Below are 14,904 nucleotides of genomic sequence, written 5' to 3' on the forward strand. Positions count from 1 at the left end.
GAAGAAGCCGGGCGACAATGCGAGAACTGCGAATCGCAGGAGTTTTTCTCCGGGAAAGGAAATGACGACCGTGCACGGTGCAGAGGAGTCGGCGGCCACCTCCCCAGAGGCGATCCGGGGAGCCGGGGCGATCCAGGGAGCTGAGGGCGCGTGAGCACTGACGAGAACCAGCTCCGCCAGTACCTCAAGCGCGCTGTCGCCGAGGCGCACGCCGGACGCAGGCGGCTGCGGGAGATCGAGGAGAAGGAGCGGGAGCCCATCGCGATCGTCGGGATGGCCTGCCGCTACCCCGGCGGCGTCGACTCGCCGGAGCGCCTGTGGCAGCTCGTCACCGAGGGCGTGGACGCGGTGACCCCCTTCCCCGAGCACCGGGGCTGGCCGCTCGACCGGCTCTACGACGCGGACCCCGACCGGGTCGGCACGTCCTACACCGACCAGGGCGGCTTCCTGCACGACGCCGACGGCTTCGACCCGGAGTTCTTCGGCATGTCGCCGCGGGAGGCGCTGGCCACCGACCCGCAGCAGCGGCTGCTCCTGGAGACGGCCTGGGAGGCCTTCGAACGGGCCGGGATACCCGCCGACTCGGTGCGCGGCAGCAGGACCGGCGTCTTCGTCGGCTCGATGTACCACGACTACGGGGCCCGCCCCCACCTGCCGCCGGAGGAGTTCGAGGGGTACCTGTACAGCGGGAGCGCGGGCAGCGTGGCCTCGGGCCGGCTCTCGTACGTCTTCGGCCTGGAGGGTCCGGCCGTCACCGTCGACACCGCCTGTTCCTCCTCGCTGGTCGCCCTCCACCTCGCGGCGACGGCGCTGCGCCGGGGAGAGTGCGACCTGGCCCTGGCCGGCGGGGTGACGGTGATGTCGACGCCGCAGGCGTTCGTCGAGTTCTCCCGGCTGCGCGGCCTGTCGGCCGACGGGCGCTGCAAGTCCTTCGCCGCCTCGGCCGACGGCACCGGCTGGGCCGAGGGCGCCGGCCTGCTCCTGGTGGAGCGGCTCTCCGACGCCCGCCGCAACGGCCACCGGGTCCTCGCCGTGGTCTCCGGCTCGGCGGTCAACCAGGACGGGGCGAGCAACGGGCTCAGCGCCCCCAACGGCCCCGCCCAGGAGCGGGTGATCCGCCAGTCGCTCGCCAACGCGGGCCTGTCGGCCGCCGACATCGACGTGGTCGAGGCGCACGGCACCGGCACCCCGCTCGGCGACCCGATCGAGGCCAACGCCCTGCTCGCCACCTACGGGCAGGCCCGGCCGGAGGGCCGGCCGCTCATGCTGGGCTCGCTGAAGTCGAACATCGGGCACACCCAGGCCGCCGCCGGCGTCGGCGGCGTCATCAAGATGGTCCAGGCCATCCGGCACGGCCTGATGCCGAGGACGCTGCACGCCGAGGAGCCCACGCCGCACGTCGACTGGGACACCGGCGCGCTGGCGCTGCTCACCGAGGCGCGGGAGTGGCCGGACCTCGACCGTCCGCGCCGGGGCGCCGTCTCCGCCTTCGGGTTCAGCGGCACCAACGCGCACGTGATCGTGGAACAGCCGCCGCTGCCCGTCCCCGAGGAGGGGGAGGAGGCCGCGTCGCCGGCGCCGTCCGGCGGGCGGCGCGCGCCGGTGCCGCCGGCGCCGGTCCTGCCGTACGTGCTGTCGGCGCGCTCCCCCGAGGCGCTGCGCGCCCAGGCCCGCCGGGTCGCCGCGCTCCTCGCCGAGCGGCCCGGCCTCGACCTCACCGACCTGTCGTACGCGCTGGCCACGACCCGGACGGCGCTGCGGCACCGGGCGGTGACGCTCGCGGGCGACCGGGACGGGCTCCTCGCCGGGCTGACCGAGTTCGCCGAGGAGGGCACCGGAGCCGTCCTCGGCGCCAAGGGCGAGGGCAAGCTCGCCTTCATGTTCACCGGCGGCGGCGCCCAGCGCGTCGGCATGGCCCGTGAACTGGCCGCGTCCTTCCCGGCGTTCGCGACCGCCTTCGACGAGGTCTGCGACGCGCTGGACGAGCACCTGCCCCGGCCGCTGCGCGAGGTGATCGCCACCGGCGACGAGCTGGACCAGATCGACTACACCCTCGCCGCCCTCTTCGCCGTCGGCGTGGCGCTCTTCCGCCTCCTGGAGACGTGGGGGGTGCGCCCCGACTACCTGGTGGGCCACTCGACGGGCGAGCTGATCGCCGCGCACCTGGCGGGCGTGCTGTCGCTGGCCGACGCCGCCGTCCTGGTGACCGCGCGCGGCCGGCTGATGCGGTCGCTGCCGGAGGGCGGCGCCATGGTCGCCGTCGAGGCGACCGAGGAGGAGGTGCGCGAGACCCTGGACGCCGAGGGGCGGGCCGTCGTCGGGACCGTCAACGGCCCGCGCGCGGTGGTGCTCTCGGGCGACGAGGACGCCGTCCACGCGGTCGCGGCCCTCTGGAAGGAGCGCGGCCGGTCCGTCAAGGTCCTGCCGATCCTGCGCGCCTCGCACTCGCACCGGATGGACCCGATGCTGGACGAGTTCCGGGCCATCACCGAGGAACTCACCTTCCACCGGCCGAAGTTCGGGATCGTCTCCACGGTGACCGGCGAGGTCGAGTCCGGTGACCGCTGGACCTCCGCCGCGTACTGGGTGGACCAGATCCGCAACCCGGTGCGCTTCCTCGACGCGGTCCGCACCCTGGAGGCGGAGGGCGTGACCACCCTCCTGGAGCTGGGGCCCGACGGCGTCCTGTCGGCGATGGCGGCGGCGAGCGCCGAGCGCGAGGACACGCTGGCGATCGCCGCGATGCGCCGGAACAAGCCGGAGCCGCGGACCCTGGTCGGCGCCCTCGCCACGCTGCACGCGCGGGGCGTGCCGGTCGACTGGCGGGCCTTCTTCGACGGGTCGGGGGCGGAGCCGGTCGAGCTGCCGACGTACCCCTTCCAGCGCGAGCGGTACTGGCTGGACCCGCTGGCCGGTCCGGCGGACGGGGCCGCCGGGCCCGACGGGCCGGGCCGGGTGCTCGCCGCCCTGCACCGGGTCGGCTGGGTCCCGGACGAGGTGCCGCCCGCCGCCGGCGCGCCGGTGTGGGCCCTGCTCGCGCCGGACTCCGACGGCCCGTCCGCCCACCGGGACCTGGCGTCCTTCGCGGACGCCCGCGCGGCCGGAGGCGCGTACGACGCCCTCGTCGTGCCGGTGGCCGGCGGGGGCCCGGGAGCGGCGCCCGCGCGCGGGCCGGTCCTGGAGACCGCCCGGCTCCTGCGGGAGTGGCTGGCCGACGACCGGTTCGCCGGGGTCCGGCTGGTCCTCGTCACCCGGGGCGCGGTCGCCGTGACCGACGCCGAGGCGCCCGATCCGGCCGCCGCCGCCGTGTGGGGGCTGGTCCGCTCCGCCCAGTCGGAGGCCCCGGACCGGGTCCTGCTCGTGGACGCGGAGCCCGGTGCGGGATCCGCCCCGGCGGAGCCCGTGCCCCCGGCGCTCCTGGCGGCGCTGCTCGCCGCCGACGAGCCGCAGGCCGCCGTCCGCGAGGGGCACCTCTGGGTGCCCCGCCTGCACCGGCTCCGGCCGTCCGCCCTGCGCGGCGCGGGCACGGACCCGGTCTGGGACCCGGAGGGCACCGTCCTGATCACCGGCGGCACCGGCCTGCTCGGCGCCACCGCGGCCCGCCGGCTGGTCTCCGGACACGGCGTCACCAGCCTCGTCCTGGCGAGCCGTTCGGGCGCCGGGGCGGCGGGCGCCGAGGCCCTGCGGGAGGAGCTGACCGCCCTCGGCGCGACCGTCACCCTCGCCGCCTGCGACGTCTCCGACCGGGAGGAGCTCGCCGCGCTGCTCGCGGGGATCCCCGCCGACCGGCCGCTGCGCGGCGTCGTCCACGCGGCCGGCGTCCTGGACAACGGCCTGGTCACGACCGTGACGGAGGAGCGGCTCGACGCCGTCCTGCGGCCCCAGGCCGACGCGGCCCGCCACCTGCACGAACTGACCGCGGACGCCGGCCTGTCGGCGTTCGTGCTGTTCTCCTCGGCCGCCGGGCTCCTCGGCGGCCCCGGGCAGGGCGCCCACGCCGCCGCGAGCGGCTACCTCGACGGCCTCGCCCAGTACCGGCGGGCCCACGGCCTGCCCGCGGCCTCGCTGGCCTGGGGGCCGTGGGACGCCGACGGCGGCGTCAACGCGGGCCTGGGCGCGATCGACCGCGCCCGGCTCGCCCGCGACGGCTTCGGCACGATCGACGTGCCCGGCGGCACGGCCCTGTTCGACGCGGCCGTCACCGCGGACCTGCCCGTGGTGGCCGCCACCCCGCTCGACCTGGAGGTGCTGCGGGAGCTCGACCGGGTGCCGCCGCTGCTGCGGGCCCTGGTCCCCGCCCGCGTCCGTACCGCCGGGGACCGCGCCGAGGAGTCCGTGGCCGGGCGGCTGGCCGGCCTGACCGACGCCGAGCGCGCGGACGCCGTCCTGGAGCTGGTGCGCGGCCGGGTCGCCGCCGTCCTGGGCCTGGCCGACCCGGCGGCGGTCGATCCCGAACAGCCCTTCCGGGAGCTGGGGTTCGACTCCCTGACGGCGGTCGAGATGCGCAACCGGCTCAACGCGGTCACCGGTCTGCAGCTGCCGGCCACCTCGGTCTTCGACCACCCCACCCCGGCGCGGCTGGCCGCCTTCCTCCTCTCCCTCCTCGGCCCGGCGGACGCCGGACCGCCGCGCGCCGCCGCGCTGCTCGCCCTGGACGGCCTGGAGGCCGCCCTCGCCGGCGGGGACGGGGCGGCCGAGGCCGACCGCGACGAGATCACCGTCCGGCTCCAGACCCTCCTGTCCCGGTGGCTGGAGGCCGGCGCGCCGCCGCCGGACGGCGCCGGCGAGGAACCGGCCGACGCCCTGGAGGCGGCGTCGACCGCCGAACTCCTGGCCTTCATCGACAACGAGCTCGGCCGTGGCCGGGACTGACCCCGCCCGCCCCCAGGAACAGGTGGACCTCCCGATGGTGGATGAGAACAAGCTCGCCGAGTATCTGAAATGGGTCACCGCCGACCTGCGCAAGGCCCGGCAGCGGATCGCGGAGCTGGAGTCCGGCCGGACCGAACCGGTCGCGATCGTCGGCATGGCCTGCCGCTACCCCGGCGGGGTCCGCTCCGCCGAGGACCTGTGGCGGCTCGTCGCCGAGGGCCGGGACGCCGTCACCGGCTTCCCCGCCGACCGCGGCTGGGACGTCGAGGCGCTGTACGACCCCGACCCGGACGTCCCCGGCACGACGTACGCCCGGGAGGGCGGCTTCCTCGACGGCGCGACCGAGTTCGACGCCGGGTTCTTCGGGATCTCGCCGCGCGAGGCGCTCTCGATGGACCCCCAGCAGCGGGTGCTCCTGGAGACCGCCTGGGAGACCTTCGAGCACGCGCGGATCACCCCGGACTCCGTCAGGGGCTCCGACGTGGGCGTCTTCGTCGGCGCCGTGGAGCAGTCCTACCTGGGGCTCGACGGCCCGGCGGAGCTGGAGGGGTACCTCCTGACGGGGAAGCTCGGGGCGGTCGCCTCCGGCCGGCTCTCGTACTCCTTCGGCTTCGAGGGCCCCTCGATGACCGTGGACACGGCCTGCTCGTCGTCCCTGGTCGCCCTGCACCTCGCCGCGCAGTCGCTGCGGTCCGGCGAGTCGGCCCTGGCGCTCGCGGGCGGGGTGATGATCGCCGGCACCCCCGGCGGCTTCGTCGACTTCTCCCGGCAGCGCGGCCTCGCCCCCGACGGGCGGTGCAAGTCCTTCGCGGCGGCGGCCGACGGCACCAGCTGGTCGGAGGGGGTCGGGCTGCTCCTGCTGGAGCGGCTCGGCGACGCGGTGCGCAACGGGCACCGGGTGCTGGCCGTGCTGCGCTCCTCGGCGGTCAACTCGGACGGCGCCTCCAACGGCCTGACCGCGCCGAGCGGCCCCTCCCAGGAGCGGGTGATCAGGGCCGCGCTCGCCGCCGCCCGGCTCGACGCGGCCGACGTGGACGCCGTCGAGGCGCACGGCACCGGGACCCGGCTCGGCGACCCCATCGAGGCCCAGGCGCTGCTGGCCACCTACGGCGCCGCGAACGGCCGGGAACACCCCCTGTACCTGGGCTCCCTGAAGTCGAACATCGGGCACTCGGTGGCGGCGGCCGGCGTCGGCGGCGTGATCAAGATGGTGCAGGCGATCCGGCACGGCGAGCTGCCCCGCACCCTGCACCTCGACGAGCCGACCCCGCTGGTCGACTGGTCGGCGGGGGCGGTCGAGCTGCTCGGCGAGGCGCGGCCGTGGCCGAGGACGGGCCGGCCGCGCCGGGCGGCGGTCTCCTCCTTCGGCGTCAGCGGCACCAACGCGCACGTCATCATCGAGCAGGCGCCGGCCGAGCTCCCGGCGGAGCCGGCGGACGGGGCGCCGGTGCGGGTGCCCCCGTTCCTGCCGCTGCCGCTGTCGGCCGCCTCCCCGGCGGCCCTGGCCGCGCGGGCCCGGGACCTGGTCGCCCTCCTGGAGGAGGGCCCCGTGCCGGCCCCGGCGGACCTGGCCCTCTCCCTGGCCACGACCCGTGCCGCGCTCCCCCACCGGGCGGTGGCGGTCGGCTCGGACGTGCCGTCGCTGCTCGCCGCGCTCCGGCCGCTCGCCGACGGCGGGGCGCGCCCCGCGCCGGCCGCGGCCCGGGACGGCGGCAGGCTCGCCTTCCTCTTCACCGGCCAGGGCGCCCAGCGGACCGCCATGGGCCTCGGCCTGTACGCGGAGTTCCCGGCGTACGCGGCGGCGTTCGACGCCGTGTGCGCGGAGCTCGACCCGTACCTGGACGTCCCGCTGCGCCGGGTGATCGAGGACGGGACCGGACTGGACCGGACCGGGTACGCCCAGCCGGCGCTGTTCGCGATGGAGGTCGCCCTCTTCCGGCTCTTCGCGTCGTGGGGGATCGTCCCGGACGTCCTCGTGGGGCACTCGATCGGCGAACTCGCCGCCGCCCACGTGGCCGGGGTGCTGTCGCTGCCCGACGCGGCGGCCGTGGTGGCCGCCCGGGGCGGGCTGATGCAGGCCCTGCCGGAGGGCGGCGCGATGGCCGCGCTCCAGGCCACCGAGGAGGAGCTGGCGCGGCTGCTGCGGGACCACCCCGGCGCGACGCTCGCCGCCGTCAACGGCCCGGTGTCCACGGTGGTGTCCGGGGAGCGCGCGGCGGTCGGGGAGATCGCCGCGACGGTCCGTTCCTGGGGCCGCCGCGCCAAGGAGCTGACGGTCAGCCACGCCTTCCACTCGCCGCTCATGGACCCGATGCTGGAGGAGTACGGGCGGGTCCTGCGGAAGGTCACCTTCCGCCCACCGGCCGTCCCCCTCGTCTCCACGCTGACCGGCCGGCCCGCCACCGCGGAGCAGCTGTGCTCGCCGGAGTACTGGGTCGACCAGGTGCGGCGGCCGGTCCGCTTCCACGACGCGGTCCGCACCCTCGCCGGGCAGCACGTGACCGCCGCCCTGGAGCTGGGCCCGGCCGGGGTGCTCTCGGCCCTGGTCGCCGCGGCGGCCCCGCTGACGCCCGTGCCGGCCGTCCGGAAGGGCCCGGACGAGGCGCGCGACGTGGTCGCGGCGCTGGGCGGGCTCTGGTCCGCCGGGGTGGCCGTGGACTGGGCGCCGTTCTTCGCCGGCTCCGGGGCGCGGCCGGTGGACCTGCCGGCGTACCCCTTCCAGCGGGAGCGGTACTGGGTGACGCACACCCCGTCGGCGGCCGCCGGCGGGGCGGTCGAGGAGGCGGTCTTCGGGGTCGGCTGGACGGAGCCCGCCCCGGCCGGACCGGCCGCCCCGCCGGTCCTGGCGGCCCTGTGCCCGGACGGCTCCGGCCCCGCCGGCCTGCCGGAGCCCGCCGCCGGCGTCTTCCGGGACGTGGCGGAGGCGCTGGCCGCGCCGCCCGCGTACGACGCCCTGCTCGTCCCCCTCGTGCCCGCGCCGGACGGCTCCGTGCCGCGGCGGGCCGAGGAGACCGCGCGCCGGGCGCTGGCGCTGGTCCAGGAGTGGCTGGCGGACGAGCGGGCCGCCGGGATCCCGCTGGTCGTCCTGACCCGGGGGGCCGTCTCCGCCCGCCCGGACGGCACGGACCTCACGGACCTCGCGGCGGCGCCGCTGTGGGGCCTGCTCCGCTCGGCCCAGTCGGAGGCGCCGGACCGGATCGTGCTGGTCGACGTCGACGCGGAGGACGCCTCGGCGGCGGCCCTGCCCGCGGCCCTGGCGACCGGCCAGGGGCAGCTCGCCGTCCGCTCCGGGCGGGTGCTCGTCCCCGGCCTGGCCACCGTGTCCCGGGCGGGCACCCCGCCGCGCGGGAACGGGTGGCGCACCGACGGCACGGTGCTGATCACCGGCGGCACCGGGGCGCTCGGCGGCCTCTTCGCCCGCCACCTGGTCCGCGCCCACGGCGTCCGCAGGCTGCTGCTGGTCGGCCGGCGCGGGCCCGACGCGCCCGGGGCGGCCGCGCTCGCCGAGGAGCTCACCGCGCTCGGCGCCGAGGTGCGGATCGTCGCCCGCGACCTCGCCGACCGGGAGGAGACCGCCGCGCTCCTCGCCTCCGTCCCGGAGGAGCACCCGCTCACCGCGGTCGTGCACGCCGCCGGCGTGCTCGACGACGGCATGCTCCAGGACCTCACGCCGGAGCGGCTCTCCGCCGTCCTGCGGCCCAAGGTGCACGCCGCGTGGAACCTGCACGAGCTGACCCTCGGCCGGGAGCTGGACGCCTTCGTCCTGTTCTCGTCCGTGGCGGGCGTCATCGGCGGCACCGGCCAGGCCAACTACGCGGCGGCCAACACCTTCCTCGACGCCCTGGCCGCCCACCGGGCCGGCCTCGGGCTGCCGGCGGCCTCGCTGGCGTGGGGGCTGTGGGCGCACGAGGACGGCATGAGCGGCCACCTGACCCGTACCGAGCTCGACCGCATCGCCCGGTCCGGCCTGAGCACCATCACCGACGGGGCCGGTCCCGCCCTGATGGACCGGGCCCTGCTGGCCGCCCGGCCCGCGCTGGTGGTCACCCCGCTCGACCGGGCCGCGCTGCGCGCCCACGGCCGGCGGGCGCCGCTGCTGCTGCGCCGGCTCGTCGAGCCGGCCGACGGGGCCGAGGGCCGGGAGCCGGCCGGGGCGGAGCTGCTGCCGGAGCGGCTGGCGGGGCTGACGCCGGAGGACCGGGACGAGGCGGTGGCGGAGTTCATCCGCCGCGAGGTGGCGCTGGTGCTCGGGCACGCGGCGCCGGACTCGGTCGACCCCCGGCAGCGGTTCTCCGCGATGGGCTTCGACTCGCTCACCTCGGTGGAGCTGCGCAACCGGCTCGCCGAGGCCACCGGGCTCCGGCTGCCGCCCTCGCTGATCTTCGAGCACCCCACGCCGGAGGAACTGGCGGGCCGGCTGGGTGCGTTGCTGGGGGCCGCGTCCGACGGCGCCGAGGCGGCGCCGGCGGTCGACTTCGCCGCCGAGGTCCGCCTCGACGAGGACGTCCGGCCGTCCGGGGACGCCTCCCCGGTGGCCGCCGACCCCCGGGAGGTGCTGCTGACCGGCGCCACCGGCTTCCTGGGCGCCTTCCTGCTGCGCGACCTGATGCGCTCGACCCGGGCCGTGGTCCACTGCCTGGTGCGGGGCGCCGGCCCGGCCGAGGCGGCGGCCCGGCTGTGGGAGGGGCTCGCCTGGTACCGGGTGGCGGACGAGATCGACCCGGACCGGGTCCGCGTCGTCGTCGGCGACCTGTCCGCGCCCCGGCTCGGCCTGTCCGAGGAGGAGTTCGACGGGCTGGCCCGCCGGGCCGACGCCGTCTACCACGCCGGCGCGACGGTCAGCTGGGTCCGGCCGTACACCGCGCTCGCCGCGGGCAACGTGGGCGGCACCCGGGAGGTGCTGCGGCTCGCCGCGGCCCACCGGACCGTTCCGGTGCACTACGTGTCGACGACCGGCGTGTTCCCCGCGCCCGGCCCCGGCGCGGCCCCGGCCGGCGTGACGGACCCGACCGGGCCCGGGCACCTGCTGCACAACGGCTACCTGCAGAGCAAGTGGGTGGCCGAGCAGGTCATCGAGCTCGCCCGGGACCGCGGCCTGCCCGTCTCGGTCTACCGCGTGGACGTGGTCTGCGGCGACCGGGAGACGGGCGCCTGCCAGACCAAGGACTTCGTCTGGCTGAGCCTCAAGGGGCTGCTGGAGACCGGGGCGGTGCCGGAGAGCCTGGCCGGCGTCCTGCACATGGTGCCGGTGGACTACGTCAGCGGCGCGATCGTGACGCTGTCGCGGCGGGCGGACGCGGCGGGCCGGACCTTCCACCTCTACAACCGGCAGGACCAGACGTTCACCGAGCTCGTCGGCCACCTCCGCTCCCTCGGGTACGAACTGCCCGCGCTGGACTGGGAGTCGTGGTCGGCGCGGGTCCGCGCGGACCGGAAGAACGCGATGGTGCCGCTGCTCGACTCCTTCGAGGGCATGAACGCCGGGTCCGGCACGACGACCTACCCGCCGATCGACGTCTCGGAGACCGAACGGGCCCTCGCCGGCACCGGCCTCGTCTGTCCGCCGGTCGACCGCGACCTGTTCGCGACGTACGTCGACTTCTTCGTCCGGGCGGGGTATTTCCCGCCCGTCGGGGACCGCGCGGGGGAATGACCGGCCGAATCGAGCCGCCTTCCGGACTTCGGTCCGGAAGGCGGCTCGTTCTTTTCCCCGGGAATACCAACCACCTGACGGAAAAGGCCCGTTGGCGATTTCCGGGCCTCTTCCCTGTTGTAGTCTGCGGATATGGACAAGAAGGCCGCGACCGCACTGGTCGAGAAGTACATCGCGATGTGGAACGAGACGGACGAGGGGCCGCGGCGGGCTCTGGTCGACGAGGTCTTCACCCCGGAGGGCACCTACACCGATCCGGTGGCGGACGCGGCGGGCCCCGCGGCCATCGACGCGTACCTGGCCTCGGCGCAGAAGAACTTCCGGGGAATGCGGTTCACCTTCGGCACCGTCCTGGCGCACCACGACGCCGTGCACTTCACCTGGCGGGTCGGCCCCGACGGCCGGCCGCCGGTGGCCAGCGGCTCCGACGTGGCGTGGGTGGCGGAGGACGGCCGGATCGGCCGGCTGTACGGCTTCTTCGACGGCTTCTGAGCCCTTTCCCCCTCCCCCCTCCTCCCTCCCCCCTCCGCCCTTCCCTCTTCCCCGGGAGAACCGGCGGGGGGACCGGCACGCGGGTCAGGGGCCGTCCGCCCGGGCGCCGCCCGGCCGCAGCGCCACCAGGGTCCCGGCGACCGCGGCGGCCAGGATCAGGCCGGCCGCCGTCAGCGTCGCCCCGTCCGGGTCGAGCAGCGCCTGGCCGCGCAGCGCCTGCCAGAGGATCAGCGCGAAGACCGCGGCGTACGTGCCCGAGGCGAGCAGCACCAGCCGCAGCCGCACCCGGTCGTCGCCGAGCCGGGCGAAGCGCGGGGCGAGGAGCGCGAGCAGGAGGACGAGCAGCGGCAGGAGCTGGAGCGCGTGCATGCCGAAGAAGTGCGGCACCCGCAGGTCCCCGCCGGTCGTGGACCAGCCGGTCAGGGCCATGCCGGGGCCGCCGTCCGGGACGCCGACGCTGTGCGCGCCCACGATGTCGGTGACGCCCGCCTTCTGGCCCGGCGCCGGCCGGTCCATCAGGAAGCCGACGGCGGTCCCGGCCAGCGCGAGGACGATGCCGCAGCGCATCGCCCAGGCCGAGGCCCGGTCCGCCGGGCGGGTGCGGACCAGCAGCACCGCGAGGGTGAGGGTGGCCAGCCACAGCAGGACGACCGTCCCTCCCATCACGTTGTAGAGCGTCTCGTCCAGGGCGGTCGCGTAGTTGAAGTGGCTGCGCCTCCCCCGCGCCGCCTGCCCCGAGATGATCACGATCTCGATGACGCTGCCCACCGCGACGACCGTCCCCGCCCACCACACGAGGCGCCGGCGGTGGGGGACGAACGACGCCATCCACCCCAGGGTGAGGCAGAAGGCGGCGAAGGACAGCGCGAACTTGAACGGCTTGAGCCAGATCGGGGCGCCCATCAGGAAGCGGTCGTCGACGACGAGCCCCACGGCGGACACGAGCGCCGCGGGGACCATCAGCGCCGCCGCCAGGAGCAGCGGACGGTGCCACGACCGCCACGGGGCCGGCTCCGTCGCCGCCTCGGGCGGCGCGGAGCTCTTCGATGACAGGGACATGGGTTTCCTCGGGATCGGTCGGCCGGGTCAGCCGGAGACCCGTACGGGCAGCCGCCTCGGGCAGACGATCTGCATCGGGTCCTCGAACTCGACGCCGGCGGCGTGGTCCACGGTGATGGTCTCGAAGCGGTCGAACAGCATGTCGAGCGCGATCCGGCCCTGGAGCCGGGCCAGCGGCGCCCCGAGGCAGAAGTGGGCGCCGAGGCCGAAGGCGATGTGCCCGCTGGTGTCCCGGCGGAAATCGAAGCGGTCCGGGTCCGGGAAGCGCAGCGGGTCCCGGTTGGCGGCGCCGGACCAGAGCGTCACCAGCTCGCCCTCGCCGATCGTCCGCCCCAGCAGCTCGGTATCGGTGGTGGTGACGCGCGCCAGGCGGGAGAACGGCGGGTACAGCCGCATCAGTTCCTCGACGGCGTTGGGCAGCAGCTCCCGGTCGGCCCGCAGCGCGGCGAAGGCCTCGGGGTGGCGGTCGAAGGTGAGGACCGCGTTGCCGAGGAGCGCCATCGAGGCCGCGTGGCCGGCGAAGAGGGTGAGCCCGATCAGGCCGATCAGATCGCCGTCGCGCAGCGGCGCGTCGTCGATGGTGGCGCGGGTGAGCATGGTGATGACGTCGTCGCCGGGGTTCTCCCGGCGCCTGCGCACGTGTTCCAGGATGTAGGCGTTCATCTCCCGGATCGCGGGGACGATGTCGGCCGCCATCACCTCGGGCGGCACGGTCGCGGCGTCGAGGGCGCCCAGCGCGTCGCCCCAGCCCCGGTACATCGGGACGTCCTCGGCGGGCAGTCCGAGCATCTCGGCGACCACCAGGATCGGCAGCGGGTAGGCGACCTCCCCGATGAGGTCGAAGCCGTCCGAGCCGGAGACGCCGTCGAGCAGCGCGGCCATGGTGCGCTCGATCCGCCCGGCCAGGCCGGAGACGGCGCGCGGGGTGAAGGCGCCGCTGATCGCGCGGCGCAGCTTCTTGTGGTGCGGGGCGTCGCTGGTGACCAGGTTGCCCATGAGGAAGAGGTCGAAGTCGGGCTGCGGGTCGTTGTAGAGCGGGACCGTGTTCGAGGAGAAGGTGGTGGGGTCGGTCAGCACGCGGGTGATGTCGGCGTGCCGGAAGAGCTGCCAGCCGTACTCCTCGTCGTGGTGGATCGGGTGGTTCTCGTGCATCTCGCGGAACCAGGCGAACACCGCGTCCACCGGTTCGGTGACGGAGCGCTCCGGGGAGGTCGTCATGGTCACCCCTGTCGTGAGGTCGGAGGGTCGTGCGGTCCGGGGGTCACAGGCCGATCATCGAGCGGTAGACCCTGCGGTCGACCCGCGGTACGGCGACCCCGTGGGTGGCGGGCGCGGCGGCCGGCAGCGGGGCCAGCGTGGGCGAGCCGGCGACCCGCAGGCCGGACTCGATGGCCCCGTCCATGTAGCCGGTCCAGCCGAGGGCCAGGTCGTCGCCGCAGAACTTGATCCTGCCGAGCGGCCGGGCGATCGCCCGGTGCAGCGCGGTGAGCTGGCCGGGGGTGCGGTAGGCGGGGCCGCCGAGGGAGAACTCGTCGGCCTGCCAGTCGCAGACGGTGTACGAGCGCAGCGTCGCCGAGGGGACGATGCGGCGGACCGCGGCCTCCACGGCGGCGTGGCTGGCGAGGTTCAGGGTGGGATCGACGGTGAAGGCGACGACGGGGGCGTTGTCGTTCATCCGGCCCATGATGACGAAGGGGTGGTCCTCGGGCGCCTCGGCGAGGAAGCGGTCGGTGGGCGTCGCCAGGTCCAGCCAGACCTTCTTCTGCCGGGGGACGCCGTAGCCCTGCTCGGTGGCCGTCCGGTGGGCCTGCGGGAGGCCGGGGTTGAAGGTGATCCGCTTCCAGACGTTGACGGGGACGGCCATGACGACCTCGGCCGCGCAGTAGGAGAGGCCGGACCGGGTGACGACGGTGACCCGCCCGTTCTGCTCGGTGACGGAGGCGACCGGGGAGTTCAGCTTGAGGTCGGGGCGGCCGTCCGCGAGGATCGCGCCGGCCAGCGCGGCGGTGCCCCGCTCCATGCGGTAGGTGTTGATCCCGGAGAAGCCGGTGTAGTTCCAGCCCGACAGCGCCCACCACTGGGCGAGTTGGAGCAGGGAGCCGCGCGCGGTCGGCGCGCCGTACAGGCCGGTGGTGCTGGTCATCCGGATCTCGTCCTCGGGCGCGTAGGCCAGCTGGTCGAGCCGGTCGCGCAGCGAGAGCGCGTCGAGCGGGGTGATGAGGTCCTCGCGGGTGAACGGCGCGTAGGGCCGGGGGAAGTAGTCGCGGGAGCCCTCGAAGAAGGGCGTGAACAGCTCGCCCTGCCGGGTGTAGGCGGTGACCGGGTCGGACTCGGCGAAGCCGGTGGTGGTCGGCATGAGGACGCGCTCGGGTCCGGCGTCGGCGACGACGTTGAGCCGGTAGCGGGATATCTCGCGCCAGACGTGCGGCTGGAGCGGGTCGACCCAGGCGCCGCCGCGCTCGATCTCGTAGTCGTTGAAGCGGTCGGTCCAGGTGCGGCCGCCGATGCGGTTCCGGGCCTCCAGGAGGAGGACCCGGCGGCCCTGGGCCCGCAGTTCGCGGGCGGCGACGAGGCCGGCCAGGCCGGCGCCGACGACGATGCTGTCGTAGGTGGTCTGCGCGGTGAGGTCGGCGCTCTCGGCGGCCTCGGCGAGGGTGGGCAGGCCGGTGGCGAGCGCCGTGCCGGCGAGGGCGAGGCCACCCGTCCTCAGCGCGTTTCTGCGGGATATCGCCTGGCGGGTGACGGCCTTCCGGCCACGGTCGACGGACATGGTTGTTCCCCCGTGAAGGTGTGCTGTCGTGGTGTGTCGGTGCGGTGTGCTGACGGCG

Annotated in this window: 6 protein-coding genes; 3 read left to right on the forward strand and 3 right to left on the reverse strand. The window is 76.0% G+C overall.

Annotated elements, in window-relative coordinates; all coding sequences use genetic code 11:
• The first annotated feature begins 150 nt into the window (after positions 1–150).
• The 3 genes from AB0E83_RS20330 (at position 151) to AB0E83_RS20340 (ending at position 11,017) form a co-directional block, all read left to right on the forward strand.
• Entirely contained in the window at positions 151–4,872 is a 4,722-nt protein-coding gene (locus AB0E83_RS20330) for a type I polyketide synthase (protein ID WP_362113376.1), read from the forward strand.
• 34 nt (positions 4,873–4,906) lie between these two features.
• A complete protein-coding gene (locus AB0E83_RS20335) occupies positions 4,907–10,525 on the forward strand; it encodes a thioester reductase domain-containing protein (RefSeq protein ID WP_362113449.1) in 5,619 nt (1,872 codons plus the stop codon).
• Positions 10,526–10,657: 132 nt separating this feature from the next.
• A complete protein-coding gene (locus tag AB0E83_RS20340) occupies positions 10,658–11,017 on the forward strand; it encodes a nuclear transport factor 2 family protein (RefSeq protein ID WP_362113378.1) in 360 nt (119 codons plus the stop codon).
• 84 nt (positions 11,018–11,101) lie between these two features.
• On the opposite strand, the gene AB0E83_RS20345 is transcribed toward AB0E83_RS20340, so the two are convergent.
• The 3 genes from AB0E83_RS20345 to AB0E83_RS20355 form a co-directional block, all read right to left on the reverse strand.
• The gene (locus AB0E83_RS20345; RefSeq protein WP_362113452.1) at positions 11,102–11,977 is read right to left on the reverse strand and encodes a hypothetical protein; all 876 of its coding nucleotides are present in this window, start codon (positions 11,975–11,977) and stop codon (positions 11,102–11,104) included.
• A 126-nt stretch (positions 11,978–12,103) separates the two neighbouring features.
• Entirely contained in the window at positions 12,104–13,294 is a 1,191-nt protein-coding gene (locus AB0E83_RS20350; protein ID WP_362113380.1) for a cytochrome P450, read from the reverse strand.
• Positions 13,295–13,337: 43 nt separating this feature from the next.
• The gene (locus tag AB0E83_RS20355) at positions 13,338–14,846 is read right to left on the reverse strand and encodes an FAD-dependent oxidoreductase (protein WP_362113383.1); all 1,509 of its coding nucleotides are present in this window, start codon (positions 14,844–14,846) and stop codon (positions 13,338–13,340) included.
• Positions 14,847–14,904: the final 58 nt, after the last annotated feature.

Source organism: Streptomyces sp. NPDC035033, assembly GCF_040636735.1.
Lineage (GTDB): Bacteria > Actinomycetota > Actinomycetes > Streptomycetales > Streptomycetaceae > Streptomyces.

Coding starts and splice junctions, on each gene's coding strand:
- AB0E83_RS20345 (WP_362113452.1), bottom strand. CDS start 11,977: ATGGTCCCCGCGGCGCTCGTGTCCGCCGTGGGGCTCGTCGTCGACGAC.
- AB0E83_RS20335 (WP_362113449.1), top strand. CDS start 4,907: ATGGTGGATGAGAACAAGCTCGCCGAGTATCTGAAATGGGTCACCGCC.
- AB0E83_RS20355 (WP_362113383.1), bottom strand. CDS start 14,846: ATGTCCGTCGACCGTGGCCGGAAGGCCGTCACCCGCCAGGCGATATCC.
- AB0E83_RS20340 (WP_362113378.1), top strand. CDS start 10,658: ATGGACAAGAAGGCCGCGACCGCACTGGTCGAGAAGTACATCGCGATG.
- AB0E83_RS20350 (WP_362113380.1), bottom strand. CDS start 13,294: ATGACGACCTCCCCGGAGCGCTCCGTCACCGAACCGGTGGACGCGGTG.